Raw genomic sequence first — 26,876 nt, forward strand, 5'->3', positions numbered from 1 at the left:
CCGGGCGCGCATGTTCAGGCAATACGCAGCGAGGGTTGCTGCTCGCTGCGGCGAATCACCACCGGGATCGACTTCGAGGTCGGGGTGCCGGTACCGTCGCCGAAGCTGGCCAGCGGCACCAGCGGGTTGGTTTCCGGGTAGTAGGCCGCCAGGTTGCCACGCGGAATGTCGTAACTCACCAGCTTGAACCCGTCCACTTTACGCACCACGCCATCGTTCCACAGGGTTTCTATCTCTACCCGTTCGCCATCCTGTAGGCCCAGTGCCGCCAGATCCTCCGGATGGATGAACAACACTTCGCGCTGGCCGTAAACGCCGCGATAGCGGTCATCCAGACCATAGATGGTGGTGTTGTACTGATCGTGCGAGCGCAGCGTCTGCAGGGTAAACGGCGCTTGCTCGTCGCCCAGCTGCGGGAACAGGGTGGTCGGCAGCGCGGCGGCGCTGAATTCCGCCTTGCCGCTCGGCGTGGCGAAGCGCAGTTCGGCGGCAGCATTGCCCAGGTAGAAACCGCCGGGCTGGTCGCAGCGCCGGTTGAAATCTTCGAAGCCGGGAATGGTGGCGGCGATATGATCGCGGATCAGCGAATAGTCGTCGGCCAGTTCCAGCCAGTCCAGCTGTTGCGTACCTAGCACGGCGTCGGCGATGCCGCAGACGATCGCCGTCTCTGAACGTTGAGTATCCGCCAGCGGTTTGCCGATGCCTTCCGAAGCGTGAACCATGCTGAATGAATCCTCGACCGTGATGTACTGCGAGCCGCTGGCCTGCATGTCCAGTTCGGTGCGGCCGAGCGTCGGCAGGATCAGCGCGTCTTTGCCGGTCACCAGGTGGCTGCGGTTAAGCTTGGTGCTGATATGCACCGTCAAATCGCAGTTGCGCAGGGCGCGGGCGGTGCGTTCGGTGTCCGGCGCTGCGGCGGCCAGGTTGCCGCCCAGCGCGATCAGCACTTTCACTTCGCCGCGCAGCATCGCTTCGATCGCTTCCACCGTGTTGTGCCCCACCGCGCGATTGGCGGTGAAGTTAAAGTGGCGTTCCAGGCTGTCGAGCAGCGCCTTCGGCGACTTCTCATCAATCCCCATGGTGCGGTTACCCTGGACGTTGCTGTGGCCGCGCACCGGGCACAGACCGGCGCCTGGTTTGCCCAGTTGCCCGAACAGCAGCTGCAGGTTGGTGATTTCACGCACCGTCGCAATAGAGTGTTTATGCTGAGTCACGCCCATCGCCCAGGTGCAGATCACCCGTTCGGCACCCTGGTAGGTGGCCGCCGCCTGGCGCAATTGCGCTTCGCTCAGGCCCGATTGCGCGGTAATGGTCTGCCACTCGGTCGCGTCCACCTGCGCCAGGTAAGCCTCCACGCCGACGCTGTGCTGTTCGATAAATGCCAGGTCGAACAGGGCGGGTTCACCAGCGGCCATACGCTGGCGGTGAGTTTCCAGCAGCGCTTTCACCATGCCGCGCACCGCTGCCATATCGCCGCCCAGATTTGGCTGGTAATAGGAAGAGCTGATCGGCGAGGATTTTGGCGTCAGCATCTGTACCGGATCCTGCGGATCGGCGAACCTTTCCAGCCCACGTTCGCGCAGGGTGTTGAAACTGACGATACGCGCGCCGCGTCGGGCGGCGTTTTTCAGGCTGTGCAACATGCGCGGGTGGTTGGTGCCGGGGTTTTGACCGAACACGAAGATGGCGTCGGCCTTTTCGAAGTCATCGATGCGGATGGTGCCTTTGCCAACGCCGATGCTCTGCTTCAGCCCGACGCCGCTCGCTTCGTGACACATGTTGGAGCAGTCGGGGAAATTGCTGGTGCCGAGCATGCGGCCGAACAGCTGATAAAGGTACGACGCTTCGTTGCTGGCGCGGCCCGAGGTATACAGCTCGATCTGGTTCGGGTTGTCCATACCGTTGATGTGCTTGGCGATCAGCGCCAGCGCGTCCGGCCAATGGATAGGCTCATAGTGGTCGGTTTCGGCGTTGTAGCGCATCGGATGGGTGAGGCGACCCTGGTATTCGAGGAAATAGTCGCTCTGCTGCTGCAGGGTGCTGACGCTGTGGGCGGCGAAGAACTCAGGCTCCACGGCGCTGCGCGTCGCTTCCCAACTGACCGCTTTGGCGCCGTTTTCGCAGAAGCTGAAGGTGCTGTGGTTGTCGTCGCCCCAGGCGCAACCGGGGCAGTCGAAGCCGCGTGCCTTGTTGACGAGCATCAGGTTGCGCATGTTTTTTAGCGTTTGTTTACTGTCGAGGACAAAGCGGGTGGTGGCTTCAAGCGAACCCCAGCCGCCCGCTGGGCCGGTATAAGGCTTGATTGACGGTTTGAATTTCATGGTGACACTTCGCAGGTGGTTGTAGCTAAAAAGTAAACGCTTTTTTATGCGTCTTGCGTATTTATGTCACAAGTTTAGGGGCGTGGCAGGCAGGCGTCTAATCGAATGGGGCAATGGCGGCATAGAGCGTATCTATCGCAGGCGGACGCTGACCTAAACAAATGGTTGCATAAAGACACCCGCTGCAAAAGAGTAATGGTTTCGTCTGAAAGTGAATTCATGCAGTCTATCTCGCGGATTATATTGGCATTTTATTCAGCCTGCGGGCCTGAGGAACACAGCGTGAAGCGTTCAGTATCAGTGGTGATCGGCGGTATATTACTGCCTTTAGCGGCGCAGGCGGCGGAAACGACGCCCCATTTTCCCACCATGACCCCACCGGCGATAGACGCCGCCTCTTACGTTTTGATGGATTACACCACCGGCCAGGTACTGGCGGCCGGCAATGCCGACGAACGGCGCAACCCGGCCAGCTTGACCAAACTCATGACCGGGTTGGTGATCGACCACGCGCTCGATCAGCACAAGATTGGCCTCGACGATGTCGTCACCGTGGGGAAAGACGCCTGGGCGCAGGGCAACCCGGTGTTCAAAGGTTCTTCGTTGATGTTCCTGAAGCCTGGTGACAGGGTCACGGTTCGCGATCTCAGCCGCGGTATCATCATCGATTCCGGCAACGACGCCTGCGTGGCGATGGCGGACTATGTGGCGGGCAGCCAGGCCAACTTCGTCAAGCTGATGAACGAGAAGAGCGCGCAGCTGGGCCTGCAGAACACCCATTTCGAAACGGTACACGGGCTGGATGCGCCGGGGCAATTCACCACCGCCGGCGATCTGGCGGTGATTGCGCGCGCCATCATCATGAGTGAGCCGGCGGAATACCACATGTACAGCGAGAAATCGCTGACCTGGAACGGTATCACGCAGCAGAACCGCAACGGCCTGCTGTGGGATAAGACGCTGCACGTCGATGGGTTGAAAACTGGGCACACCGCCTCTGCCGGCTTCAACATCATCGCCTCCGCCACCGAAGGGGATCGCCGCCTGATTGCCGTGGTGATGGGCGGCAAAAGTTCCAAAGGCCGCGAGGAACAGGCGCGCAAGCTGCTGAGCTGGGGGATGCGCGACTTTACCACGGTACACCTGTTCAGCGCCGGCCAGAGCCTGGGGGAAGAGCCAGTCTGGTACGGCGAGAATCACCGGTTACCGGTCGGCAGCGTGCAAGAGCAGTCGCTCAGCCTGCCAAAAAACGAAGCGGACAAGCTGAAGGCGCAGTACGTGATCAATACCGCGCGGCTGGAAGCGCCGATTGGTAAAGGGCAAACCGTCGGCGAGATCCGCATCAGCAACAATGGCCAGGTAGTGAAAACCCTACCGCTGGTGGCGCTGCAGGCGGTACCGCAGGGCGGCGTGTTCTCGCGCCTGGTGGATTACGTGAAGCTGAGGCTCTGACTCGTCGGGCGGGCGGCGGCCCCCGGTGGTATACTGGTGCGAATGCCGATCATTGAGCTGCGCTATGGATATTAAACAACTGATTTATTTGTGCAATCTGGAACGAGAGCGCCACTTCGGCCGGGCGGCGGAGGCCAGCTTCGTCAGCCAGCCGACGCTATCCATGCGATTGAAAAATTTGGAAAAAGAGCTGGGCGTTTCGCTGATTAACCGCGGCAACCATTTCGGCGGTTTTACCGCCGAAGGCGAGCGGGTGTTGGCGTGGGCGCGTGAGATCGTCTCGGTTTATCAGGGGCTGAAGCTGGAAGTGGAGTCGCTCAAGCACGGTTTGCACGGCACGCTGCGCCTCGGCGTGGTGCCGCAGTGCAGTATCTCGGTATCGGAAATGCTCAAGGCGGTCAGCGAACGTTACCCGCATCTCGATTACCGGCTGGCGGTGCTGAGCGCTGATCAGCTGTTGGAGGCGCTGACGGCGCACACCGTCGACATCGGCATCGGCTTTTTCGAGCTGTCGACCTTGAAGGAGCTGCATTTCCAATCGCAACCGCTGGTGGAAACCGGCGTCGAGCTGGTATTTCATCCGCAACATTTCCCGAAGCTGGTGGGCGATACGCCGTTGCCGCTGGAGGCGGTGGCCGCCTTGCCGTTGTGTCTCGCCGAGCCGACGCGTTATTTCCGCCGCTATCTCGATCAACACTTTCGCGACGCCGGGTTGACGCTGCACACGCGGCTTGAGACCGCGTCGATCTTCCAACTGCTCGAAGGTATTTTCGTCGGTTTGGGCTGCGGACTGTTCCCGCGCGGCCAGCTGCAATCGCCGTTGATGCCGGCGTTGCAGCGGCGTCCGGTGGCCATCGGCGCCATGCCGCGTCATGCGGCGGTGGTCGTCGATATGGCGGAGCGCGCTACGCCGTTGGCGCAAAAGTTCTTCGATGCCGCCAGCGAGTGGCTGCGTCAGCAGAATGTCTAAAACGCGCCGTATTGCGGCCGGTAATAAGGTCGCATAGCGGTATTCAGTCGGCGGTGATGGAAGATGTTGCATCGCCCAACGTTTGGCGCAGGCGATTTTCCCAGGCGTAGAGTGCGGCGGTGAGGATCACTTCCAGCGCCTGCGCCTGATTCAGACCGCTGTTGAACAACGGCTGCACGCTCTGCGGGGTAAATTTCTCCGGTGCGCGCGTCAGCTCGGCGGCGGTGTGGATCACCGCGCGTTTGACCGTATCCTCGGTAGAGGCCAATCCCTGAGGCAGCCCGGTGAACAGCGCCTGTACCAATCCGTCATCCTGCATTTCATGCGCCACCGTGGCCGCGCAGTAACGGCTGCCGTTGATGCGCGAGACCACCAGCGTCGCCAGCGCCTTCAGGCGGCTCGATAACCCATACCCTTCGGCATTGATGCCATTGAACACGCCGTTGCGTTCGCGCAGTGCGGCGGAATCGTGCGCTAACAGCAGATAATAAGATTCGGCGCGCGCCTGCGGGTGGCTCTGATCCAACACGTCAAGCTGTTCGGCGGCGGCGGTTTCCGTGTCGATCGGCGACAGCCGCGCAGTCCAGCTCAATTCTTCGGTACTGAAAGCGACGCCATCGGCGTCTTCGACATTCGGGAAGCCGGGCACCACTACCGCCGGTCGGCCGGCTAACGCCGCGATGCCAGCTACCACACGCGCCTGATAGCTGACAAAACCGATGATTTGCGAAAAGGTGACGATATCCGCAGGGCTCAGCCCGACGTCGACAAGCTGTTGCAGCGCCTTGCGGCAAATCAGCGTGGGTTGGCTGGCAAGCTGGCGGGCATATTGGGTGATCTGGGCGAGCCGGATATTGCTTTCCCGGGAGGCGTCCGGGCTGTGCAGCGGGGCGAGGCGGGCGGCATAGTGGCTACAGAGGGACTGCACGCCGGTCACCTGCGCGACGGTCAGTGCGGTGCTGAGGCGATCGTAGGGTGACAATGTCACGTATCGTGATAGCGACACCTGGTCGGGAAACAGGGCGTGGTAACCGGCCAGTGAGGCGTTGAATACCCCGGCGCGGGCGCCGAGCGCGCTGTTTAACGCTTCATCGGCGAAGGCACCCAGCCCCAGCAGAAAACGATCGCGCAGGGTAGCCGCCTGCGGCTCCAACGGCGCATCGCCCCGCACGCTGCTTTGGGTTTCGTGATACCACTGGGCATTATGTTGTCGACGGAGTCGTTCCATAGGGTCAATCCTTAATCATGATCAACAGCCACCGCTGCGTACGGCAGCGGTGGCTGGACAAAGAGGCAACATGCCCGCAGGCGGGGCGAAAGGCGGATTTAGCGCAGCTCATCGCAGTACAGCGCGTGGCCGTAAACAGAGAAACCGGTGGCCAGCGTGAGCAGAAACTGCGCGAAGCGGCGATGGCGAAGGCTGTTCATCAGTGCGATATCCTGTCGTATGAGAGGCTCAACGTAGGGGATATCCTCACCGATCGCCCTGGCGAGATAAAATAATGTTACGGACTAATCAATAACTGAAAGGAATAAAATATAAGGATATATAACAAGAATGTAATTTGTATGTGCATTTTCTCGCTAAGCGACCGAGGCGCGCAGCAATAAAAAACCCGCCGCAGCGGGTTTGTTGCAGGCCAGGACGGGGCTCAGAAACGGCCGCCGTCGCGTCGCCAGGCGTCGGCGGTCAGCGCCTCGCCGAAGTGGCTGGCGATAAGACGCTTGGTCAATTCGTGCAGCGGCGCCGCCAACACCTCGGCGGTGCTGCCGCGTTCGACGATTTCCCCTTCGTGCATCACCAGCACCTGGTCGCTGATATGCTTCATCATGCCGAGATGCTGGGTGACGTAGATATAGGAAATGCCGTGTTTTTCCTGCAGTTCCAGCATCAGGTTGATGATTTGCGAGCGCATCGACATGTCCAGCGAGGCCAGCGCCTCATCGGCGACGATCACCTTCGGCTGCAGGATCAGCGCACGGGCCAGCGCGACGCGCTGTTTTTGCCCAGAAGCCAGCATGTGCGGATAGTAGTAAGCATGATCCGGCAGCATGCCGACCTGGCGCAGCGTTTGGTTGATACGCTGCTCGCGCTCGGCGGGCTCCAGATCGGTGTTCAACCGCAGCGGCGCATCCAGCAGCTGGCCGATGCGCTGACGCGGGTTGAGCGAGGTGCTCGGATCCTGAAAAATCATGCGAATGCGCTGGCTGCGGTAGCGATAATCACCGAACGCCAGCGGATGATCGTCGATCAGCAGTTCGCCGGCGGTCGGTTCCACCATGCCGGAGAGCATTTTCGCCAGCGTGGATTTGCCAGAGCCGTTCTCACCGATCACCGCCAGCGTCTGACCTTCACGCAGGGTAAAGCTGACGGACTTCACCGCCTCGACGTGCTGACGGCGGAACAGCCCGGTGCGGTAGCGGTAGGTTTTGCTCAGGTTGCGCACTTCCAACAGCGTTTCCATGTTATTGCTCCTCCATGTTCAGCGGGAAGTGGCAGGCGAAGAAGTGGTTTTTGACCGGGCGCAGGCGCGGCGTTTCGATGCACTTCTTCTGCGCGTAAGGGCAGCGTGGCCCCAGGCGGCAGCCGATCGGCAGGTGTTCCAGTGAAGGAATGGCGCCCGGTAGCGTGTTCAACCGGCTTTTGTGCGGCAGCGAGCGGCCGAAGTCCGGCATGGCGCGGATCAGCGCCTGGGTATAAGGGTGGTGCGGCGCCGCCAGCAGCTCTTCGCACTGGGCGCTTTCCACCGTTTGCCCGCAGTACAAGACGTTCACCCGGTCGGCCCACTTGCTCATCATCTGCAGGTCGTGGCTGATCAGCAGAATGGTGGTGTTGTTGTTTTGGTTGAGGCGCGCCAACAGGCGGAAAATCTGCGCCTGAGTGGTCGGCTCCATGGCGTTGGTCGGCTCATCGGCGATCAGCAGGCGCGGCTGGTTGGCCAGCGCGATGGCGATCATCACTTTCTGGCACTCGCCCTCGGTCAGCTCGTACGGGAAGCTGCCCATGATGTCGTCGTGATCCTTGATGCCGACGCGGTGCAGCAGTTCGATGGCGCGGCGTTTGCGCCAGTTGAAGCGTTGCCACCAGCGGCCCTTGTAGGTCCAGCCTGGGATGGCCTGCGCCAGCTGGCGGCCGATGCTTTCGGAAGGATCGAGACAGGACTGCGGCTCCTGGAAGATCATCGAGACGTTGTGGCCCACCAGCCTGCGCCGCTCGCGCGGGCTTAGCTGCAGCAGGTCGATGTCGTCGAAGCGAAAGCGATCGGCGGTGACGCGCCAGTTGTCTTTGGTCACGCCGCAGATGGCCTTGGCGATCAGGCTCTTGCCGGAGCCCGATTCACCCACCAGGCCGCGCACCTCGCCCTCGGTCAGCGTCATGCTGACGCGATCGACCGCCTTGACCGGCCCTTCGGCGGTCATAAATTCAATCGTCAGATTGCGGATATCGAGTAACGGCATTATTCCACCCCGGCATTGATTGCGCGGCGCATACCGTCGCCTAACAGGTTAACCAGCAGCACGCTGACGAGGATGGCCGCGCCGGGCAGCATCACCGTCCAGGGCGCAACGTACACCAGCTCGAGCGAATCGCCGAGCATCGCTCCCCATTCCGGCGAAGGCAGCTGCGCGCCGAGATCGAGGAAGCCGAGTGCGGCGATATCCAAAATGGCCATCGACAGCGCGCGGGTGAATTCGGTCACCAACACCGCCGCGATGTTCGGCATGACCGCGTACCACAAGATCTGCAGCGTGGAAGCGCCGTCAAGCCGGGCCGCCACCACGTACTCTTTCTCCAGTTCGTCGTGCACCGCGCTGTAGATAGTGCGCACCATGCGCGGCAACAAGGCGAGCCACACCGCCAGCATGGCGTGTTCAAGTTTGGGGCCGATAAACGCCACCACCACGATCGCCAGCAGCAGCGAGGGAATCGACAGCAGGGTATCGAGGATGTGGTTGAGCACCGCCGAGCGCAGCCCGTGGGTGACGCCGGCGAACACGCCGAGGATCACCCCGCAGAACGCCGCGGCCAGCGTCACCGCCAGCGCGGAGCCGAAGGTGGCGGCGGTGCCGGTCAACAGGCGGCTGAGGATGTCGCGCCCGAGATCGTCGGTGCCGAGGAAAAACGACACGTTGCCATAGCGCGACCACGACGGCGGTAGCAGCTGATAACCAAGGAACTGCTGATCCAGCGCGTAGGGCGCCAGCAGGCTGCCGAACAGCGACAGTAGCAGCAGGGCGATCACCCCGTAAAAACCGATCATCGCCAGCGCGTCGCCATAGAAAATCCGCCAGGTGTAGCGCAGCGGGCTCGGCATCTTTTTCTCGCGGTATACGTTATCGAAGGGCATACCATTCCTTATGTTTCAGCGGGTTGGTTGCCGCACCCAGAATGTCGGCCAGAACGTTAATGGTGATCACCAGCGTGCCGACCACCATGACGCCGGCGGAAATTGCCGCATAGTCCTGCTGGCGAATGGCGTTGATCAGCCACCGGCCGAGGCCCGGCCAACTGAACACCACTTCGGTGATCATTGCCAGCGTGAGCATGGTGGAGAACTGCAGCCCCAGCTTGGGCACAATTGGCGGCAGCGCATTGTGCAACACGTGGCGGCGAATGATGGTGAAGCGCGACAGGCCGCGGGTAGCGGCGGCCTTGATGTAGTTTTGGCTCAGCACATCGTCGGTGCTGATGCGCATCAGGCGCACCACTTCGGTGGTGGGCGCCACCGCCAGCGCGGCGATCGGCAGGATCATGTGACGCAGTGCGCTGCCGATCATCTCGGCGCGGTACGGCGAGTCCGACAGCCAGGCGTCGATCAGCGCGAAACCGGTGATAGGCTTCACCTGATACAGCAGATCGAAACGGCCGGAAACCGGCAGCCAGCCGAGATGCAGCGAGAAGAACAGCATCAGCAGCAGCGCCAGCCAGAACACCGGCATTGAAAAGCCCAGCAGCGCGAAGGTGCTGATGGCGGTGTCCTGCCACTTGCCGCGCAGCACGCCGGCGATGATGCCCAGCGGAATGCCGATAAACAGCGCCAGGGCGAACGCCAGCAGGCACAGTTCCATGGTGGCCGGGAATACTTCGCGCAGCTGTTCGCTGATCGCCTGGCCGTTGATGCTGGAGACGCCGAAGTCCCAATGGAGCAGGCTGACGAAGTAGAACTGATAGGCGTCCAGCAGGGCGGCGCCGTTCAGCGGCGCGCGCGGCGTGAAATAGCTCAGGCTGAAGCTGACCAGCGTCAGGAAGAACAGCGTGATCAGCAGCAGCAGAATGCGGCGCAGGGTAAAGATAATCACTTGTTCACCTCCGGCGCGGATTCACGGTACACCCCGGCGAACGAGGCGTTGCCGAACGGGCTCAGCACCAATCCCTTGATGTCGTAGCGGTAGGCCTGCAGACGCAAAGAAGAGGCCAGCGGCAGCACCGGCAGTTGCTGCTCGAGGATTTTCTGCGCCTTGCGGTAGTTGTCGATGCGCTGAGACAGCTGCTGCGACAACAGCGCGTTCTGCAGCACCTCGTCGAAGCCTGGGTCACACCAGTGAGCATAGTTGGTTTGCGAACGGATTGCCGCGCAGCTCAGCAGCGGCCGGAAGAAGCTGTCCGGGTCGTTGCTGTCGGTGGCCCAGCCGGTCAGGGTCAGATCGTGGTTCATCTCCATCAGGCGCGCCTCCTGGAAGCGCCCCTCTACCGGCACGATGGTGACGTTGATGCCCACCTGGCCGAGATCGGCCTGGATCAGCTCGGCGGTTTTCAGCGGGCTCGGGTTGTAAGATTGCGAGGCGGTCGGCACCCACAGCTTCAGGTTCAGTTGGCCGACGCCGGCCTGCCGCAGCATTTCGCGTGATTTGGCCGGATCGTACTCGGTGACGTGCGCGTCGTTGTCATAGGCCCAGGAGGCGCGCGGCAGGATTGAGGCGGCGGTTTCCGCCGTGCCGTAATAGATCGACTGCATCAATCGTTGGTTGTTGATCGCCAGCGAGATCGCCTGGCGCACATTGAGGTTGTCGAGCGGCGGTTTGCGGGTGTTGAACGCCAGATAGGCGATGTTCATCCCCGGGCGCAGCGTCAGGCGCAGGCGCGGATCGTCGCGCAGGATAGACAGCTGGCTGGCCGCCGGATAAGCCAGTACGTCGCACTCGCCGGTCAGCAGCTTGGAGAGGCGGCCGGTGCCGCCGGCGCCCAGATCGATCACCACCTGCGGCATGCGCGGCAGGCCTTTCCAGTAGGCGGCGTTGCGCGCCAGGCGAATATATTGCCCCGAGCGGTATTCGTTGAGCAGGAACGGGCCGCTGCCGACCGGCTCGCGGTCGATCAGCTCCTGATGGCCTTGGCGCGTCAGCGTGTCGGCGTATTCGGCGGACAGCACCGGCGCGTAGTGGGTCGCCAGGTGCCACAGGAACGAGGCGTCCGGTGACTGTAGGCGAATCTCCACCGTGTAGTCGTCGAGCTTTCTCACGCTCTGCACCGAATCGCCGAACTGCAGGCTGTCGAAATAGGGGTATTCGCCACCGTTGACGTCGTGATACGGGTGCTTTTGGTCAAATACGCGCGCGAAGCTGAACACCACGTCGTCGGCGTTCATCTTGCGGGTGGGCGTAAACCAGGCGGTGGTCTGGAACGGCACGTCCTTGCGCAGATGGAAGCGGTAGGTGGCGCCGTTGTCCAGCACCTCCCAGCTTTGCGCCAGTTCGGGGATCAGCCGGTAGGTGTACGGGTCGACGTCCAGCAGGCGATCGTACAGCTGGGCGGCCAGGGTATCCACCGTCAGGCCGCTGCTGGCCATTTGCGGGTTGAAGGTATTCAGTATGCCGCTGACGCAATAAACAAAGCCGCTCTGGCGAATGTCCGGCAGCGGCGCCGCGCTGGGCACGGGCGGTGTTGTCGCGGCCAGGGCAGAGCCCGTCAGGCACAACGACAGTATCCAAAGGGGTAAACCACGCATAGAGGCTCATGGGTTAATCAGCAATAGCGTTAGTGTATCGTACTCTGACCAGCAGCCCAATCCATTGAACAAAATCGCTGAGTTTTCTGCGACTTGATTAATCAGGCCGTTCAGCGGCAAGAAAAAAGTTTTTCATGTTATGTTATAATATAACAAAACCGTGTTACCGTTCCCCGGCAAAGTCACAATAACGCAAGGGGATGTATGAACGAAGTTGCACTTCCACCACGCCGTTCGCTGCCGGACGCTCAGGCATGGCGCGGCGAAATGAGTGATGTCGGGCTCGATTGGGTCGGGATGCAAGGGATCGCGCTGCCGCTGGAACTGGCTGGCAAGCCATTGATGGCGAAGGTCGACGCCGGCATCAACCTGCGCGCCGAAGCGGCGGGCGAACGCGGTATTCACATGTCGCGCCTGTATCTGGCGCTGGACGAATTGACGCAGGGCGAGCTGACGCCGCAGCGCATCGGCCGAACGCTGCAAGCCTTTCTGGATTCACAACCGGAACACAGCGATCGCGCCAGCCTGACGCTCAGCGGCGAGCTGTTGCTGTCACGTCCGGCGCTGCTGTCGCCACAGCGTGGCTGGAAGGCTTACCCGCTGCGCATCGAGGCCACCCTGGCAGGCAGGCTGACGCTGGCGCTGACCGTCGGCGTGCCTTACTCCTCTACCTGCCCGAGTTCGGCGGCGCTCAGCCGTCAGTTGGCGCAGCAACAGTTTCAGTTTGATTTTGAACAGGCGGCGGAGCGGGTCAGCCAACGCCAGGTGAGCGAGTGGCTGCTGGAGCAAGGTATGCCGGCCACGCCCCACAGCCAACGCAGCTGGGCCTGGATCACCGTGACGCCCGAGAATGAACGGGCGTTCGAACCGGTGAAACTGATTGACCGCATCGAACACGCGCTGGGCACGCCGGTACAAACGCTGGTGAAACGCCGCGACGAACAGGCTTTCGCATTGGCCAACGGTCAGAACCTGATGTTTTGTGAGGACGCGGCGCGCCGTCTGTATGGCATGCTGCGCAGCCAGTGCGACTACCGCGCTTTTTCGCTGCGCGTCGAGCATCAGGAGAGCCTGCATGCCCACAATGCGGTGGCGGAGCTGAGCTGGCGGGGAGAACACCATGCTGCGTAAAAATCCCAGCGGCCATCTGCCGCAGGTCTCGCCGCTGGCCTACATCGATCCCACCGCCATTATTTGCGGCCGGGTGATCGTCGAAGATTTCGTCTACGTCGGGCCGTATGCGGTAATTCGCGCCGACGAGTTGAACGCCGCCGGCGACATGGAGCCGATCGTCATCGGCTCGCACTCCAATATTCAGGACGGTGTGGTGATCCATTCCAAGAGCGGGGCGGCGGTCACCATTGGCCGTTACAGCTCTATCGCCCACCGCGCCATCGTTCACGGCCCGTGTCGCATCGACGATCGGGTGTTTATCGGTTTCAACAGCGTGCTGTTCAACTGCCACATCCAGTCCGGCTGCGTGGTGCGTTATAACGCGGTGGTGGATGGCGTGACGCTGCCGGAAAACCGCTATATCCCCTCGACCGAGCGCGTGGGGCCGGACAGCGACCTGTCGCGCTATCGCCAGGTCGACCGCGGCGCGCTGCAGTTTTCGGAAGAAGTGGCCGCCACCAACGTCGAGCTGGTGCGCGGTTACCAGGCATTACGCAATGAATTTTAGTGAGGCTCTCATGAAACAACTTCCCGTGACCGTGCTTTCCGGCTTTCTCGGCGCCGGCAAGACCACGGTGCTGAACCACATCCTGAACAACCGGCAGGGCATGCGCGTGGCGGTGATCGTCAACGACATGAGCGAGGTGAATATCGACGCCGCGCTGGTGGAGAATGAAGTGCACCTCGATCGCCAGCAGGAAAAGCTGGTGGAGATGAGCAACGGCTGCATCTGCTGTACGCTGCGCGAAGACCTGCTGGTGTCGGTGCGCGAGCTGGCGCAGGACGGGCGCTTCGATTATCTGCTGATCGAATCGAGCGGCATCTCCGAACCGCTGCCGGTGGCGGAAACCTTTACTTTCGAGGATGAAGAAGGGGAAAGCCTGTCGCAGTTCGCCCGGCTGGATACCCTGGTGACGGTGGTCGACGGGGTGAATTTCATCCAGCAATATCAGCAGGCGCAAAGCCTTCAGGAGGCCGGTCAAAGCCTGGGCGAGGACGATCTGCGCAGCGTGGCGGACCTGTTGATTGAGCAGATCGAATTCTGCGACGTGATCCTGGTCAGCAAAACCGATCTGTTGACGCCATCCCAGCAGGGCGAAGTGATGGCGCTGCTGGCCAGCCTGAACCCCGACGCCCGCATTGTGCCGATCGCGCCGGGCAAACTGCCGCTGGAGGTAGTGCTGAATACCGGCAGCTTCAGCTTTGAAAAGGCTCAGCAGGCACCCGGCTGGCTGAAAGAGCTGCGTGGCGAACACGTGCCGGAAACGGAAAGCTACGGCATCAGTAGCTTTGTCTATCAGGCGCGGCGGCCGTTTGCGCCAGACAAGTTCTACCGCGTGATCAACGGCGACTGGGGAGGCGGCAAGCTGCTGCGGTCGAAGGGCTTCTTCTGGCTGGCGACGCGGCCGCGGCAGGCCGGGCAGTGGAGCCAGGCGGGCGGCATCGCCCATTATGGCCTCGCGGGCACCTTTTGGCGCGCCATCCCGCAAGATAACTGGCCGCAGGATCCCGAAACGCGGGCGCATATTCAGGAGAAATGGGTGGAACCGTTCGGCGACATGCGCCAGGAGCTGGTGTTTATTGGCCAGCATTTGCAGCAGGCGACGATCGTGCGTCTGCTGGACGACTGCCTGCTGAGCGACGATGAAATGGCCGCCGGCGTGGACTATTGGCTGGACATGGCGGACCCGTTCCCTGAGTGGTAATTGCGCAATCTTCGTGTGGTAATGAGAAAAATTCTCAACAAAGTGCTTTACAGACGATACTGATAACTATTATCATCGCCTGGCAGTTCACGGAAGGCCACAGTTTGCGGCTCTGATGTGGAAGGCACGACATTGCTCACATTGCTTCCAGTGTTTTTTAAGCCAGCTCGGGTGCTGGCTTTTTTTTTGCCTGTTATTCCTCGTCCGCTTCGCCGTTTTGCAGCAGCGCATGCTTTTTCAGCATACCGCGCAGCTGATGATAGGTGAGCCCCAGCAGCTGCGCCGCCTTGCGCTGATTGAACCGCCCGTGCTGCAGCGCCGCTTCGATCAATGCCTTCTCCTGCTCCAGCTGCCAGAGTTTCAAATCCAACGGCAGCGGCGGTAACGCGCCGGCGTCTTCAGGAATGGGCGCGACCGGCGTGGCCTCGCGTGGCGCAAACGGGTTGATGACGATCTCATCCAGCGGGCTGTCGCTGTCGCCGTGACGATAGACTGAACGCTCCACCACGTTTTTCAGTTCGCGCACGTTGCCCGGCCAGCCATACTCGAGCAACGTTTGCCTGGCACGTTCGGTAAAGCCGGGAAACAGCGGCAGCGCCAGCTCGCGGCACATTTGAATGGCGAAATGCTCGGCCAACAGCATGATATCGGGCCGCCGTTGGCGCAGTGGCGGCAGTTGCACCACGTCGAACGCCAGCCGATCCAGCAGATCGGCGCGGAATTTGCCCGCCGCCGCCAGCGCCGGCAGATCGTCGTTGGTGGCGCACACCAGGCGCACATCCACCCGCAGCGGCTGGCTGCCGCCCACGCGTTCCAACTGACCGTATTCGATCACCCGCAGCAATTTCTCCTGCACCAGCATCGGTGCGGTTGCCAGCTCATCGAGGAACAGCGTACCGCCGTCGGCGCGTTCGAAGCGGCCCAGATGGCGCTTTTGGGCGCCGGTAAACGCGCCGGCCTCGTGGCCGAACAGTTCGGAATCCAGCAGGTTTTCATTCAGCGCCGCGCAGTTAAGCGAGATGAACGGCCCTTGCCAACGGTTGGAGAGGTAGTGCAGACGGTGGGCGATCAACTCCTTGCCGGTGCCGCGTTCGCCGATCACCAGCACCGGCTTGTTCAGCTTGGCGACCTGGGAGACTTGCTCCAAGACTTCGACAAAGGCGTTTGCCTCGCCCAACAAATTCTCTGGCTGTTCGTTCATGATGAAATTCGCCAATGTTTGGTGAAAATAATCACTCTACAGCAAGCGCGCAGAGAGTCAAAAATAAAGAGTTGTTGTTTTTCAATGATTTAAAAGTTGGCACGGGTTTTGATTATCTCTTTGGGCAAGCTGTACGACTTAACGCGGCGCTTCAGACGCCATCAGAACCAAGAGGAAGTGAATTATGGGTATTTTTTCTCGTTTTGCCGACATCGTGAACGCCAACATCAACACCCTGCTGGACAAGGCGGAAGATCCGCAGAAGCTGGTGCGGTTGATGATCCAAGAGATGGAAGACACGCTGGTTGAAGTTCGCTCTACGTCGGCGCGTGCGCTGGCGGAGAAAAAGCAGCTGCTGCGTCGCATCGAGCAGGGTGAAAACCAGGTCAGTGACTGGCAGGAAAAAGCCGAACTGGCGCTGCGCAAAGATAAAGAAGACTTGGCCCGTGCGGCGCTGATCGAAAAACAAAAGGTGGCCGATCTGATCGCTACGCTGACGCAGGAAGTGGCGACCGTAGAAGAAACGCTGGCGCGCATGAAGAGCGAAATCGGCGAGCTGGAAAACAAGCTGACAGAAACCCGTGCGCGGCAGCAGGCGTTGGCGCTGCGTCATCAGGCCGCATCTTCTTCTCGTGACGTGCGCCGCCAGCTCGACAGCGGCAAGCTGGATGAGGCGATGGCGCGTTTCGAACAGTTCGAACGTCGCATCGACCATATGGAAGCCGAAGCGGAAAGCATCAGCATTGGTAAAAAGAAGTCGCTGGACCAGGAGTTTGCCGAGCTGAAAGCCGACGACGCCATCAGTGAGCAGTTGGCGGCGCTGAAAGCCAAAATGAACCGCTCCGAGTAAGGCGAGCCGCGGCCACACGCCGGAGGTGGCCGCCTATCCAGGATCCGATAAGAAGGAACAACAATGAGTGCTTTATTACTTGCCATTCCGCTGACAATTTTCGTGCTGTTTGTCGCGCCGATTTGGCTTTGGCTGCATTACAGCAATCGGCAACAGACCGGCATCCAGCTGAGTCAGCAAGAAATGCAGCGCCTGGCGCAGCTGGCGGAAGATGCCAAACGCATGCGTGAACGCATTCAGGCGCTGGAAGAGATCCTCGATGCGGAACACCCGAACTGGAGACAGTCCTGATGAGCACGACGCTGGGCAGTAAAAAGCTTTATCGCGTTCCCGAAGAAGGCATGGTGAAAGGCGTCTGCGCCGGTTTGGCGCACTATTTCGACGTACCGGTGCGACTGATCCGCGTGATGGTGGTGCTGTCGCTGTTCTTCGGGCTGTTCTTCTTCACGCTGGTGGCCTATATCGCGCTGGTGTTCGTGTTGGATGAAGCGCCGGCCAGCCGTTTCGAAGGCGAGCATCAGAAGACGCCGCGCCAGCTGCTCGATCAGCTGGAGTATGAGTTGGGCAGCGGCGAGCAGCAGCTGCGTCAGGTCGAGCGCTACGTGACGTCCGATACCTTCGGCGTACAGAGCCGTTTCCGCAAGCTGTAACCCTTCTTGCGATACCCGGCCTGCGCAGGCCGGGCATCTTCGCCGCCGTTATCCCGTTGAATGTACCTTAATCTCTTGTGCCGGAGGGCATTGTCATGAATAAAATCGATGTTGCAAACACCGCCAGAACGGGTGGATTTAAACGAGGAGCGGCGGCAATGTTGAAGACATTGGCTAAAGTCATCATCATAGCGTTATTGAACTATGGCCCGGCGGGCGCCGCCGGCTGGCTGCTGAAAACCGTCGGCCGTAAACCGGTGCGCGTCGTGCTGGCGCTGGTGCTGGAACCGCTGTTCCGTAAAGGCCTGAACAAGGCATTCGGGCGTTACGTCAAGGAGAGCAATGAAACGACTGCAAAATGAGTTAACCTCGCTGGTCAACCGCGGAATGGATCGCCATCTGCGCCTGGCGGTGACCGGCCTGAGCCGCAGCGGCAAAACCGCCTTTATCACCGCCTTCGTCAACCAACTGCTGCATGTGCACAGCGGCGCGCGCATGCCGCTGTTTTCACCGGTGCGCGAAGAGCGCCTGCTGGGCGTCAAACGCATCCCGCAACGCGATCTCGGCATCCAGCGTTTCACCTATGACGAAGGGCTGGCGCAGCTGTACGGCACGCCGCCGGCCTGGCCGACGCCGACGCGCGGCGTCAGCGAAATCCGGCTGGCGCTGCGTTACCGCTCCAACGATTCGCTGCTGCGGCACTTCAAAGACACCTCCACGCTGTACCTGGAGATCGTCGATTATCCGGGCGAATGGTTGCTGGATCTGCCGATGCTCGAACAGGATTACCTGGCCTGGTCGCGCCAGATGACCGGGCTGCTGCAGGGCGAACGCGCCGAATGGGCCAAGCCCTGGCTTGAACTGTGCAAGGCCTGCGATCCGCTGGCCCCGGCCGACGAAAACCGGCTGGCGGCGATCGCCCAGGCCTACACCGATTATCTGTTGCGCTGCAAAAGCGAAGGGCTGCACTTCATTCAGCCGGGGCGTTTCGTGCTGCCGGGCGACATGGCCGGCGCGCCGGCGCTGCAGTTTTTCCCGTGGCCCGACGTGGCCGCGATCGGCGAATCGAAGCTGGCGCAGGCCGACAAACACACCAACATCGGCATGTTGCGCGCTCGCTTCAACTACTACTGCCAGTCGATCGTCAAAAACTTCTACAAAGAACACTTCGTTCGTTTCGATCGGCAAATCGTGCTGGTTGACTGCCTGCAGCCGCTCAACAGCGGCCCGCAGGCGTTCAACGACATGCGACTGGCGCTGACCCAACTGATGCAGAGCTTCCATTACGGCAAGCGCACGCTGTTTCGCCGCTTGTTCTCGCCGACCATCGACAAACTGATGTTCGCCGCCACCAAGGCGGACCATATCACCGCCGATCAGCACGCCAATCTGGTGTCATTGCTGCAGCAGCTGGTGCAAGAGGCGTGGCAGAACGCGGCGTTCGAGGGCATTAGCATGGATTGCGTCGGCCTGGCCTCGGTGCAGGCGACCGAGAGCGGCATCGTCGATCACCAGGGGCAACGCATTCCGGCATTGAAGGGCAACCGCCTGAGCGACGGCGCGCCGCTGACGGTGTTCCCCGGCGAAGTGCCCGCCCGCCTGCCGGGGCCGGCGTTCTGGCAGAACCAGGGGTTCCACTTCGATGAGTTTCGTCCGCGCGCCATGAGCGTGGACAGCCCGTTGCCGCACATCCGCCTGGATGCAGTGATGGAGTTTTTATTGGGAGACAAATTGCGATGAGCGAGCCGATCAAACCGCGTATCGATTTTGACGAGCCGCTGCAGCCGCCGCAGGAGCCGGCGTTGCGCGCCGGCGTCGCTTTCGATGCCGAACAGGCAGAAAGCTTCTTTCCGGCGGCGCCGGAGCTGCAGCAGGAAGAGGAAGAAGGGCGCGCCGAAGGCATCATTAATGCCGCGCTGAAACCTAAACGCAGCCTGTGGCGCAAAATGGTCACCGCCGGGCTGGCGCTGTTCGGCGTCAGCGTGGTGGCGCAGGGTGTGCAGTGGGTGCATACCGCCTGGGTGCAGCAGGACTGGATCGCCATGGGCGGCGGTGTGGCCGGCGGCCTGATCGTGTTCGCCGGCGTCGGTTCGGTGGTCACCGAATGGCGGCGTTTGTATCGGCTGCGCCAGCGCGTGGAAGAGCGCGACGTGGCGCGCGAGCTGTTGCACAGCCACGGGCTGGGGCAAGGGCGCGAATTCTGCGAGAAGCTGGCGCGTCAGGCCGGGCTGGATCAGGGGCATCCGGCGTTGCAGCGCTGGCAGGCCTCGTTGCATGAAACCCAAAATGACCGTGAAGTGGTGGAGCTGTACGCCAAGCTGGTACAGCCAGTGCTCGACAACCAGGCGCGGCGCGAAATCAGCCGCTCCGCCGCCGAATCGACGCTGATGATTGCCGTCAGCCCGTTGGCGCTGGTGGATATGGCGTTTATCGCCTGGCGCAACATCCGTTTGATTAACCGCATCGCGGCGCTGTACGGCATCGAACTGGGTTACTTCAGCCGCATTCGTCTGTTCCGCCTGGTGCTGCTCAACATCGCCTTCGCCGGCGCCTCTGAACTGGTGCGTGAAGTGGGCATGGACTGGATGTCGCAGGATTTGGCGGCGCGGCTGTCGGCGCGTGCGGCGCAGGGTATCGGCGCCGGGTTATTGACCGCGCGGCTGGGCATCAAGGCGATGGAGCTGTGCCGCCCGCTGCCGTGGCTGGAGGGGGAAAAGCCGAAGCTTGGCGATTTCCGCAGCCAGCTGATCGGCCAGTTGAAAGACACGCTGAAAAAGAGCGACGGCAAGGCCAAATAACCCCGCGATGGCGCTCCCAGGAGCGCCGTTTTCTCAACGGCACCGACGCCGGACGTAATCGAGACTTGACGACAGTCGATCCCCCTGTGATTGCGTGATAAATCTCTGCAAAATTAATTCTGATTGTGATAACTCTCTGTTTGTAGGCTAAAATGACGCCGATGCTGTTATCCGCTTGCGTTTAAAATCAGCAACCACGGCAATAAATCAGAGTTCTGTCAACTTTTGCTGACAGATCGCTTCTACCGCCCGGTGCGAGGGAGTATCATCATCGTCAACGATCCCCGCACCTGCAGAGATAAGGCCAACACTGATGCGTTTGGAAGTATTTTGCGAAGACCGCCTCGGTCTCACTCGAGAATTACTCGATCTTTTGGTATCGCGCAGCATTGACTTACGTGGCATCGAAATCGATCCCATCGGCCGCATTTACCTCAATTTCTCCCAGCTGGATTTCGATACTTTCCGCGCGCTGATGGCGGAGATCCGCCGCATCGCCGGCGTGACCGACGTGCGCACCGTCAGCTTTATGCCTTCCGAACGCGAGCATCGCGCGCTGCGTGCGCTGCTGGAATCGATGCCGGAACCGGTGTTCTCTATCGACATGAAGGGCAAGGTCGAGCTGGCCAACCCGGCGGCGCAGGCGCTGTTCAGCCTGAACGAAGACAAGATCCGCAACCAGACTGCCGGAGCGCTGATCGGCGGCTATAACTTCAGCCGCTGGCTGGAGAGCGAGCATACGGCGCCGCACGCCGAGCGGGTGGTGATCCGCAGCCAGGACTTCCTGATGGACATCACGCCTATCTATCTGGAAGACGAACAGCAGCAGGCGGCCGCGGTCGGCGCGGTGGTGATGCTGAAGTCCACCGCGCGCATGGGCCGCCAGCTGCAAAATCTATCGGTGAACGACGATACCGAATTCGACCACATCGTGGCGGTGAGCGCCAAGATGCGTCACGTGCTGGAGCAGGCGCGCAAGCTGGCGATGCTCGATGCGCCGCTGCTGATCGTCGGCGATACCGGTACCGGCAAGGATATTCTGGCCCGCGCCTGCCATTTGCGCAGCCCGCGTGGCAAACAGCCGTTCCTGGCGCTGAACTGCGCCGCGCTGCCGGATGACGTGGTGGAGAGCGAACTGTTCGGCCATGCGCCGGGCGCTTATCCCAACGCGCTGGAAGGCAAGAAGGGCTTCTTCGAGCAGGCCAACGGCGGTTCGGTGCTGCTGGATGAGATCGGCGAAATGTCGCCGCGTATGCAGACCAAGCTGCTGCGTTTCCTCAACGACGGCACGTTCCGCCGCGTTGGCGAAGAGCATGAGGTGCACGTCGACGTGCGCGTGATCTGCGCCACCCAGAAAAACCTTACCGAGCTGGTGCAGCGCGGCGAATTCCGCGAAGATCTCTATTATCGCCTCAACGTACTGACCATCACCATCCCGCCGCTGCGCGAACGTCCGCAGGACATCATGCCGTTGACCGAGCTGTTCGTGGCGCGCTTCGCCGATGAGCAGGGGGTGTCGCGGCCCAAGCTGGCGAACGATCTGGGCGGCTTCCTCAGCAAGTACGGCTGGCCGGGCAACGTGCGTCAGCTGAAAAACGCTATCTACCGCGCGCTGACGCAAACTGAAGGCTACGAACTGCGGCCGCAGGATATCGTGTTGCCGGAGTTCGAGGTGGAGATGTCGCTGGGCGACGAGGTGCTGGACGGCTCGCTGGACGACATCAGCAAGCGTTTCGAGCGCTCGGTGCTGACGCGCCTGTATCGCACCTATCCCAGCACCCGCAAGCTGGCGAAGCGGCTGGGCGTTTCCCATACTGCCATCGCCAACAAGCTGCGCGAGTATGGCCTGAGCAGCCGCAAAGGCGGCGTTGAGGGCGAGGAATAAAAAAGGCGCCTTGCGGCGCCTTTAACGGGTTTCCAAAGCCGGCGTTCGCCGGCTTTGTTATTTCAGCGCAGCTAGCGCCGCGTCGTAGTCAGGCTCGGTGGTGATTTCGTTCACCAGCTCGCTGTACAGCACGTTGTCCTGGCCATCCAGCACCACGACCGCACGCGCGGTCAGGCCTGCCAACGGGCCTTCGGCGATTTCGACGCCGTACGCCTGCTTGAACTCGGCGCCGCGCAGGGTAGACAGGGTAACCACGTTGCTCAGGCCTTCCGCGCCGCAGAAGCGAGACTGCGCGAACGGCAGATCGGCGGAGATGCACAGCACCACGGTGTTATCCAGGCCGCTGGCCAGCTGGTTGAATTTACGCACCGACGTCGCGCAGACGCCGGTATCGATGCTTGGGAAGATGTTCAGGACTTTGCGTTTACCCGCGAAGCTGCTCAGCGCCACGTCTGACAGGTCTTTGGCAACCAGCGAGAAGGCCTTGGCCTGTTCGCCCTGCTGTGGCAGTTTGCCTGCTACGCTGACCGGATTGCCTTGAAAATGTACTGTCTGAGTCATTGCTAGATTCCTTTTACAGGTGTTTATACAAAGGGTATGAACCTGATGAAACGGCGCGCCGGCAACGGCATTTAACATCAGGTTCACACCCTGGCGCCAGTTTATGACAACCGGGGCGGATTGGATATCAAAGTTTGCTAAATAGTTGTATATATTAGGCTGTTCTATAAAACATCACCGGCGCATCAGCCTGGCTGAATGCGCAGTTTTCGCTCAGGAGCCGTTATGAGAGACATGCGTTTTTACCCGGAAGCCTGGCCGCTGCATACTGCCTTCGTGATTGCGCGCGGCAGCCGCACCGAAGCCCGGGTGGTGGTGGTCGAAATCGAACAGCAGGGCGTGCGCGGCACCGGTGAATGTACGCCGTACCCGCGTTACGGCGAGAGCGAGGAATCGGTGATGGCACAGCTGGCAGAGATGGCGCCGGCGATCGCACAAGGCATGACCCGCGAACAGCTGCTGGTGCAGATGCCGGCGGGCGCCGCCCGCAACGCGCTGGATTCGGCGCTGTGGGATCTGGAGTGCCGCCTGCACGGGCAGAGCCTGTGGCAGCGCAGCGGTGTGACGGCCCCGGCGCATATCCGTATGGCGCAGACCGTCAGCATCGGCACGCCGGAAGCGATGGCCTTCGCCGCGCGTGAACTGGAGCAGCAGGGCGCCACGCTGCTGAAGATCAAACTCGACGATCACTATATCAGCGAACGATTGGTAGCGATCCGCGCCGCGGTACCGCAGGCGACGCTGATCGTCGACGCCAATGAGTCCTGGCAGGCGGAAGGGCTGGCGGCGCGCTGCCAGCTACTGGCCGATCTCGGCGTGGCGATGCTGGAGCAGCCGCTGCCGGCCGGTGACGACGCTGCGTTGGAGCACTTTATCCATCCGCTGCCGATCTGCGCCGATGAGAGCTGCCACACCCGTGCCGATCTGCCGCGGCTGGCGCAACGCTATCAGATGGTCAATATCAAACTGGACAAAACCGGCGGCTTGACCGAGGCGCTGGCGCTGGCGCAGGCCGCGCGCGAACAAGGGTTCGCCATCATGCTCGGCTGCATGTTGTGCACGTCACGGGCGATATCCGCCGCCTTGCCGCTGGCGCCGGCGGCGCGCTTCGTCGATCTGGACGGCCCGACCTGGCTGGCGCGGGACGTCGAACCGGGTCTGGCGTTCGAATGCGGGGCGATCGTCGATATCGCCCCGTAGGGATTAATTCGGGTAGGTCAGCAGCTCGATCATCGCGTCGATGTAGCGCTCGCTGGCGGCATCGGCGGAGATCGGCGGGAATTCGGCGGTGATGCACGGTAGCGACAGATCTGCGCACCAGCTGCCGAACGAACCGGGCGTTTCATAGCCGACGCTGGTCACCAGCGGCAGTTCGAACTTGTGCGACAGCCAAACGCCGAGCCGCGAGCTGGCGGGATCTTCGATGCAGGCCAGCGGTTCGTGGAACGACACCACCCAGTGCGGCTTCAGACGATGGATCAGATGACACAGCGCCTGGGTTTCCGGTTCGGAACCGGGGCGCCCACCGGTGGAGAGCTTGACGTCGCGCACCGGCGCCGCGCTGTTCCAGCGGTAGACGGTATCGCCGGAGCGCCAGTTGGCGGCCGGGAAGTTGCGATTCAGATCGACGCCGTTGGCATTGGCGCGCAGCCCCAGCTGACAGCCGTCGGGGTTGACCGCCAGCACCACGTGGTGACGCAGTCGTTCGGGGGCGATGCTGCGCAGCGCGCAAGACAGGGTCACGATGGCGGCGCTCTCATCGCCGTGGGTGCCGGCGATGATAAGCCCGGTCTCCGGGCCGCTGATCGCCGCCGGGAAATAGAGCAGCGGCGCGCCCAGCAGCGAGCTGCCGTAGTTCTCTCCTGCGATGGCCAACTGGCCACGTTCACTGCGTGGTCGATGTTCGGTCATGGTGTTGTCCCTGGATTAAAGGTCGAGAGTCATTGTCATTTTATTCAGTGTATTACGCTTTGAGGCATCTTTCCCATCGCAATTGTGCGACGTTTGCGCAATCTGTGACGCCGCGGCGGTGAAAACGCCAATTAAACCGCACCTGGCCTGACGCTGTTGTTATACTAACGGCAGAGCTAAGCCAATCACCCGCAAGAGGATTTAACATGCCAGTAGCCAGAATCATCGCCAGCTATAGCGAAAATGAAAATGACACCATCACGCTGCTGTGCGGCGTGGATGCTGAAAACCAGATCCGTCAGGGGGAATGGTTCGGCGTGGTGAAAAATGACGACGGGCGCGGGGACGAATCGAACTATCCGTTCACCCTGCATATCGATTACCAAAAAGATGTCTTCTACCTCGACTACGGCTACGACGACGCCGACGCGCGCCAGCTGCAAAAAACCGATATCTCGGCCCGTCCGCTGGCCGAGAAAGGCTTTTTCACCGTGTTCGATGAAGAAGAGGGTGAAGAGTTCAGCTACCGCATCAACAGCATCCACCTGTACGACTGACGGTCGCCGCTGCAAACACCGCCCGTGCCGCCCTGCGCCGCACGGGTTTTTTATTGCCTGAATCGCACTTTTTGCAACTTCTCGGCCGTGAGCGCTAGGCCGGACGGATCTTGTGCTATATGATAAAAAATTCAGATGGTTAACGGGGGTAAATCATAATGACGGGAAGAAAAATGCAACGGGGTTTTCGTTTGGCGCTTTGCGCGGCGGCGATCGGCGCCTGTATGAGCAGCGCTATGGCGGCGCAGGTTCCCCCGGGCACCGCGTTGGCGGCCAAACAGGAAATCGTGCGCCACATTAAAGACGAACCGGCCTCGCTCGATCCGATTAAAGCGGTAGGCCTGCCGGAGGCCCAGCTGGCGCGCGACCTGTTCGAAGGGCTGGTCAATCAGGACGCCAATGGGAAAGTGATCCCCGGCGTCGCCACGCGCTGGCAGACCAGCGATAACCAGACTTATATTTTCCATCTGCGCAAAGATGCGCGGTGGTCAAACGGTGACCCTGTCACGGCGAAGGATTTCGTCTACAGCTGGCAGCGGCTGGTCGAACCGAAAAACCTGTCGCCGTTCGCCTGGTTCGCGCAGTTAGCGGGGATCCAGAACGCCGAGCAGATCATCAGCGGCAAACTGCCGGCCGATCGCTTGGGCGTGTCGGCGCCGGACGACTATACGCTTAAAGTACAGCTGGACAAGCCGGTGCCGTACTTCGTCAGCCTGACGGCTAACTTCAGCCTGTTCCCGGTGAATAAGGCGGTGGTGGAAAAATACGGCAACGACTGGACCAAGGTCGGCAATCTGGTGGGCAACGGCGCGTTCAAACTGCAAGAGCGGGTGGTGAACGAGAAGCTGGTGCTGACGCCTAACGATCATTACTGGGATCATGCGCAAACCGTGCTGACCAAAGTGACCTTCGTGCCGATCAATCAGGAATCCAACGCCACCAAGCGTTACCTGGCGGGCGATATCGACATCACCGAATCCTTCCCGAAAAACATGTATCAGAAGCTGCTGAAAGATATTCCGGGGCAGGTGTACACGCCGGATCAGCTCGGCACCTATTACTACGCGTTCAACACCCAGCGCGCGCCGACCAACGACGTGCGGGTGCGCCAGGCCTTGTCCTACGCCATCGATCGCAAGATTATCGCGGAAAAAGTGCTGGGCACCGGCGAAAAGCCTGCCTATCACTTCACGCCGGACGTGACTGCCGGGTTCAAACCGGAGGCGAGTTTGCTGCAACAGCAATCGCAGGCGGAGCTGGATGCGCAGGCCAAGGCGTTGTTGCAGGCGGCCGGTTACGGCCCGAACAACCCGCTGAAGCTGACGCTGTTGTATAACACCTCGGAAAGCCACCAGAAGATCGCCATCGCCGTGGCCTCAATGTGGAAGAAAAAGCTCGGCATTGACGTCAAGCTGCAAAACCAGGAGTGGAAAACCTATATCGACAGCCGTAATACCGGTAATTTCGACGTGATCCGCGCCTCCTGGGTAGGTGACTATAACGAGGCGTCGACCTTCCTGTCGCTGTTGACCTCTACCCACAGCGGCAACATTGCCAAGTTCAAGAACGCGGACTACGACAAGCTGCTGGCGCAGGCGGGACGGGAAACCAACCCGGCGGCGGTGACCGCCGATTACAACAAGATGGAGCAAATCATTGCCGATCAGGCACCGATCGCGCCGATTTACCAGTACACCAACGGCCGCCTGATCAAACCGTGGGTAAAAGGCTACCCGATCACCAATCCGGAAGACGTGGCCTATAGCCAAACGATGTATATTATCAAACATTGATTGGGCTTATTTTTCACCCCCGCGTAACGCGGGGGATTTATTTTTATTGACGGTTAAATGAAGAAGGTAATTAATTTATCCACGCGATAAACCCCGTTTAA

General features: G+C 60.9%; 25 protein-coding genes. 15 read left to right on the forward strand and 10 right to left on the reverse strand.

The annotated features are described in order from the left end of the window. Positions 1-14 precede the first annotated feature (14 nt). Complete coding sequence (locus ACJ8J5_RS04875) at positions 15-2,321, reverse strand: FdhF/YdeP family oxidoreductase (protein WP_414104452.1); 2,307 nt, start codon at positions 2,319-2,321, stop codon at positions 15-17. Between the two features lie 282 nt (positions 2,322-2,603). Between ACJ8J5_RS04875 and dacD the strand changes: the two genes are divergently transcribed. Beyond that, entirely contained in the window at positions 2,604-3,773 is a 1,170-nt protein-coding gene (dacD, locus tag ACJ8J5_RS04880) for a serine-type D-Ala-D-Ala carboxypeptidase DacD (protein ID WP_414104453.1), read from the forward strand. Between the two features lie 64 nt (positions 3,774-3,837). After that, positions 3,838-4,743, forward strand: a complete 906-nt coding sequence (locus ACJ8J5_RS04885; RefSeq protein WP_025303008.1) for a LysR family transcriptional regulator — start codon at positions 3,838-3,840, stop codon at positions 4,741-4,743. A 43-nt stretch (positions 4,744-4,786) separates the two neighbouring features. Here ACJ8J5_RS04885 and ACJ8J5_RS04890 read toward each other — a convergent pair whose 3' ends face one another. From ACJ8J5_RS04890 to sapA, 6 genes are all read right to left on the reverse strand, one after another. Then, entirely contained in the window at positions 4,787-5,971 is a 1,185-nt protein-coding gene (locus ACJ8J5_RS04890; RefSeq protein WP_414104454.1) for a CMD domain-containing protein, read from the reverse strand. A 424-nt stretch (positions 5,972-6,395) separates the two neighbouring features. Next, on the reverse strand, positions 6,396-7,208 hold the full coding sequence (gene sapF, locus ACJ8J5_RS04895; protein WP_016927550.1) for a putrescine export ABC transporter ATP-binding protein SapF: 813 nt from the start codon (positions 7,206-7,208) through the stop codon (positions 6,396-6,398). Position 7,209: 1 nt separating this feature from the next. After that, positions 7,210-8,202 (reverse strand): putrescine export ABC transporter ATP-binding protein SapD, encoded by a 993-nt coding sequence (gene sapD / locus ACJ8J5_RS04900; protein ID WP_019452674.1) that lies wholly within the window; start codon positions 8,200-8,202, stop codon positions 7,210-7,212. After that, the gene (gene sapC / locus ACJ8J5_RS04905) at positions 8,202-9,092 is read right to left on the reverse strand and encodes a putrescine export ABC transporter permease SapC (protein ID WP_004930580.1); all 891 of its coding nucleotides are present in this window, start codon (positions 9,090-9,092) and stop codon (positions 8,202-8,204) included. The genes sapD and sapC overlap by 1 nt, the downstream gene beginning before the upstream one ends. After that, entirely contained in the window at positions 9,079-10,044 is a 966-nt protein-coding gene (gene sapB, locus ACJ8J5_RS04910; protein ID WP_004930575.1) for a putrescine export ABC transporter permease SapB, read from the reverse strand. Before sapB ends, sapC begins: the two co-directional genes overlap by 14 nt. After that, positions 10,041-11,690: an ABC transporter substrate-binding protein SapA gene (gene sapA, locus ACJ8J5_RS04915; RefSeq protein ID WP_342095753.1), complete on the reverse strand. Its 1,650-nt coding sequence runs from the start codon at positions 11,688-11,690 to the stop codon at positions 10,041-10,043. The genes sapB and sapA overlap by 4 nt, the downstream gene beginning before the upstream one ends. Positions 11,691-11,894: 204 nt before the next feature. On the opposite strand from sapA, the gene folE2 reads away from it, so the two are divergent. From folE2 to zigA, 3 genes are read left to right on the forward strand one after another with little or no spacing between them, the layout of a single operon-like run. Next, entirely contained in the window at positions 11,895-12,821 is a 927-nt protein-coding gene (gene folE2, locus ACJ8J5_RS04920; RefSeq protein WP_414104455.1) for a GTP cyclohydrolase FolE2, read from the forward strand. After that, the gene (locus ACJ8J5_RS04925; RefSeq protein WP_025303003.1) at positions 12,811-13,371 is read left to right on the forward strand and encodes a carbonate dehydratase; all 561 of its coding nucleotides are present in this window, start codon (positions 12,811-12,813) and stop codon (positions 13,369-13,371) included. Before folE2 ends, ACJ8J5_RS04925 begins: the two co-directional genes overlap by 11 nt. Positions 13,372-13,381: 10 nt before the next feature. Next, the gene (gene zigA / locus ACJ8J5_RS04930; protein WP_414104456.1) at positions 13,382-14,569 is read left to right on the forward strand and encodes a zinc metallochaperone GTPase ZigA; all 1,188 of its coding nucleotides are present in this window, start codon (positions 13,382-13,384) and stop codon (positions 14,567-14,569) included. 193 nt (positions 14,570-14,762) lie between these two features. On the opposite strand, the gene pspF is transcribed toward zigA, so the two are convergent. Beyond that, positions 14,763-15,770 carry a phage shock protein operon transcriptional activator gene (gene pspF / locus ACJ8J5_RS04935; protein WP_043143644.1) on the reverse strand — a complete coding sequence of 336 codons (1,008 nt, stop codon included), beginning with the start codon at positions 15,768-15,770 and terminating at the stop codon, positions 14,763-14,765. 184 nt (positions 15,771-15,954) lie between these two features. Between pspF and pspA the strand changes: the two genes are divergently transcribed. The 7 genes from pspA (at position 15,955) to tyrR (ending at position 21,953) form a co-directional block, all read left to right on the forward strand. Beyond that, on the forward strand, positions 15,955-16,620 hold the full coding sequence (gene pspA, locus ACJ8J5_RS04940) for a phage shock protein PspA (RefSeq protein WP_025303000.1): 666 nt from the start codon (positions 15,955-15,957) through the stop codon (positions 16,618-16,620). Between the two features lie 63 nt (positions 16,621-16,683). Next, a complete protein-coding gene (gene pspB / locus ACJ8J5_RS04945) occupies positions 16,684-16,911 on the forward strand; it encodes an envelope stress response membrane protein PspB (RefSeq protein ID WP_004930553.1) in 228 nt (75 codons plus the stop codon). Next, positions 16,911-17,270, forward strand: a complete 360-nt coding sequence (gene pspC, locus ACJ8J5_RS04950) for an envelope stress response membrane protein PspC (protein ID WP_004930552.1) — start codon at positions 16,911-16,913, stop codon at positions 17,268-17,270. The genes pspB and pspC overlap by 1 nt, the downstream gene beginning before the upstream one ends. A gap of 95 nt (positions 17,271-17,365) precedes the next feature. After that, positions 17,366-17,632: a phage shock protein PspD gene (gene pspD, locus ACJ8J5_RS04955; protein WP_025302999.1), complete on the forward strand. Its 267-nt coding sequence runs from the start codon at positions 17,366-17,368 to the stop codon at positions 17,630-17,632. Continuing rightward, a complete protein-coding gene (locus ACJ8J5_RS04960) occupies positions 17,613-19,010 on the forward strand; it encodes a YcjX family protein (protein ID WP_025302998.1) in 1,398 nt (465 codons plus the stop codon). Before pspD ends, ACJ8J5_RS04960 begins: the two co-directional genes overlap by 20 nt. After that, positions 19,007-20,068 (forward strand): TIGR01620 family protein, encoded by a 1,062-nt coding sequence (locus ACJ8J5_RS04965; RefSeq protein WP_414104457.1) that lies wholly within the window; start codon positions 19,007-19,009, stop codon positions 20,066-20,068. The genes ACJ8J5_RS04960 and ACJ8J5_RS04965 overlap by 4 nt, the downstream gene beginning before the upstream one ends. Positions 20,069-20,381: 313 nt before the next feature. Further along, positions 20,382-21,953, forward strand: a complete 1,572-nt coding sequence (tyrR, locus tag ACJ8J5_RS04970; RefSeq protein ID WP_414104458.1) for a transcriptional regulator TyrR — start codon at positions 20,382-20,384, stop codon at positions 21,951-21,953. A gap of 57 nt (positions 21,954-22,010) precedes the next feature. Here the strand turns inward: tyrR and tpx are convergent, their stop codons facing one another. Further along, positions 22,011-22,514 carry a thiol peroxidase gene (tpx, locus tag ACJ8J5_RS04975; RefSeq protein ID WP_004930536.1) on the reverse strand — a complete coding sequence of 168 codons (504 nt, stop codon included), beginning with the start codon at positions 22,512-22,514 and terminating at the stop codon, positions 22,011-22,013. Positions 22,515-22,739: 225 nt separating this feature from the next. Here tpx and ycjG point away from each other — a divergent pair, with 225 nt between their 5' ends. After that, positions 22,740-23,714, forward strand: coding sequence for an L-Ala-D/L-Glu epimerase (gene ycjG / locus ACJ8J5_RS04980; protein ID WP_043143636.1), 975 nt, complete (start codon positions 22,740-22,742; stop codon positions 23,712-23,714). Positions 23,715-23,717: 3 nt separating this feature from the next. On the opposite strand, the gene mpaA is transcribed toward ycjG, so the two are convergent. Then, a complete protein-coding gene (gene mpaA, locus ACJ8J5_RS04985) occupies positions 23,718-24,425 on the reverse strand; it encodes a murein tripeptide amidase MpaA (protein WP_043143634.1) in 708 nt (235 codons plus the stop codon). Positions 24,426-24,631: 206 nt separating this feature from the next. On the opposite strand from mpaA, the gene ACJ8J5_RS04990 reads away from it, so the two are divergent. Next, the gene (locus tag ACJ8J5_RS04990) at positions 24,632-24,982 is read left to right on the forward strand and encodes a hypothetical protein (protein WP_025302994.1); all 351 of its coding nucleotides are present in this window, start codon (positions 24,632-24,634) and stop codon (positions 24,980-24,982) included. Between the two features lie 158 nt (positions 24,983-25,140). After that, positions 25,141-26,775 carry a peptide ABC transporter substrate-binding protein gene (locus ACJ8J5_RS04995; RefSeq protein ID WP_049205471.1) on the forward strand — a complete coding sequence of 545 codons (1,635 nt, stop codon included), beginning with the start codon at positions 25,141-25,143 and terminating at the stop codon, positions 26,773-26,775. The last annotated feature ends 101 nt before the right edge of the window (positions 26,776-26,876 follow it).

It is taken from the genome of Serratia sp. CY43202 (genome assembly GCF_052168755.1).
In the GTDB taxonomy this organism is placed as follows: Bacteria; Pseudomonadota; Gammaproteobacteria; order Enterobacterales; family Enterobacteriaceae; genus Serratia; species Serratia bockelmannii.

Coding starts and splice junctions, on each gene's coding strand:
- zigA (WP_414104456.1), top strand. CDS start 13,382: ATGAAACAACTTCCCGTGACCGTGCTTTCCGGCTTTCTCGGCGCCGGC.
- pspB (WP_004930553.1), top strand. CDS start 16,684: ATGAGTGCTTTATTACTTGCCATTCCGCTGACAATTTTCGTGCTGTTT.
- ACJ8J5_RS04995 (WP_049205471.1), top strand. CDS start 25,141: ATGACGGGAAGAAAAATGCAACGGGGTTTTCGTTTGGCGCTTTGCGCG.
- ACJ8J5_RS04875 (WP_414104452.1), bottom strand. CDS start 2,321: ATGAAATTCAAACCGTCAATCAAGCCTTATACCGGCCCAGCGGGCGGC.
- ycjG (WP_043143636.1), top strand. CDS start 22,740: ATGAGAGACATGCGTTTTTACCCGGAAGCCTGGCCGCTGCATACTGCC.
- ACJ8J5_RS04885 (WP_025303008.1), top strand. CDS start 3,838: ATGGATATTAAACAACTGATTTATTTGTGCAATCTGGAACGAGAGCGC.
- pspA (WP_025303000.1), top strand. CDS start 15,955: ATGGGTATTTTTTCTCGTTTTGCCGACATCGTGAACGCCAACATCAAC.
- mpaA (WP_043143634.1), bottom strand. CDS start 24,425: ATGACCGAACATCGACCACGCAGTGAACGTGGCCAGTTGGCCATCGCA.
- sapC (WP_004930580.1), bottom strand. CDS start 9,092: ATGCCCTTCGATAACGTATACCGCGAGAAAAAGATGCCGAGCCCGCTG.
- sapF (WP_016927550.1), bottom strand. CDS start 7,208: ATGGAAACGCTGTTGGAAGTGCGCAACCTGAGCAAAACCTACCGCTAC.
- ACJ8J5_RS04925 (WP_025303003.1), top strand. CDS start 12,811: ATGCTGCGTAAAAATCCCAGCGGCCATCTGCCGCAGGTCTCGCCGCTG.
- pspC (WP_004930552.1), top strand. CDS start 16,911: ATGAGCACGACGCTGGGCAGTAAAAAGCTTTATCGCGTTCCCGAAGAA.
- tpx (WP_004930536.1), bottom strand. CDS start 22,514: ATGACTCAGACAGTACATTTTCAAGGCAATCCGGTCAGCGTAGCAGGC.
- tyrR (WP_414104458.1), top strand. CDS start 20,382: ATGCGTTTGGAAGTATTTTGCGAAGACCGCCTCGGTCTCACTCGAGAA.
- ACJ8J5_RS04960 (WP_025302998.1), top strand. CDS start 17,613: ATGAAACGACTGCAAAATGAGTTAACCTCGCTGGTCAACCGCGGAATG.
- folE2 (WP_414104455.1), top strand. CDS start 11,895: ATGAACGAAGTTGCACTTCCACCACGCCGTTCGCTGCCGGACGCTCAG.
- ACJ8J5_RS04990 (WP_025302994.1), top strand. CDS start 24,632: ATGCCAGTAGCCAGAATCATCGCCAGCTATAGCGAAAATGAAAATGAC.
- pspF (WP_043143644.1), bottom strand. CDS start 15,770: ATGAACGAACAGCCAGAGAATTTGTTGGGCGAGGCAAACGCCTTTGTC.
- ACJ8J5_RS04965 (WP_414104457.1), top strand. CDS start 19,007: ATGAGCGAGCCGATCAAACCGCGTATCGATTTTGACGAGCCGCTGCAG.
- pspD (WP_025302999.1), top strand. CDS start 17,366: ATGAATAAAATCGATGTTGCAAACACCGCCAGAACGGGTGGATTTAAA.
- sapD (WP_019452674.1), bottom strand. CDS start 8,202: ATGCCGTTACTCGATATCCGCAATCTGACGATTGAATTTATGACCGCC.
- sapA (WP_342095753.1), bottom strand. CDS start 11,690: ATGCGTGGTTTACCCCTTTGGATACTGTCGTTGTGCCTGACGGGCTCT.
- ACJ8J5_RS04890 (WP_414104454.1), bottom strand. CDS start 5,971: ATGGAACGACTCCGTCGACAACATAATGCCCAGTGGTATCACGAAACC.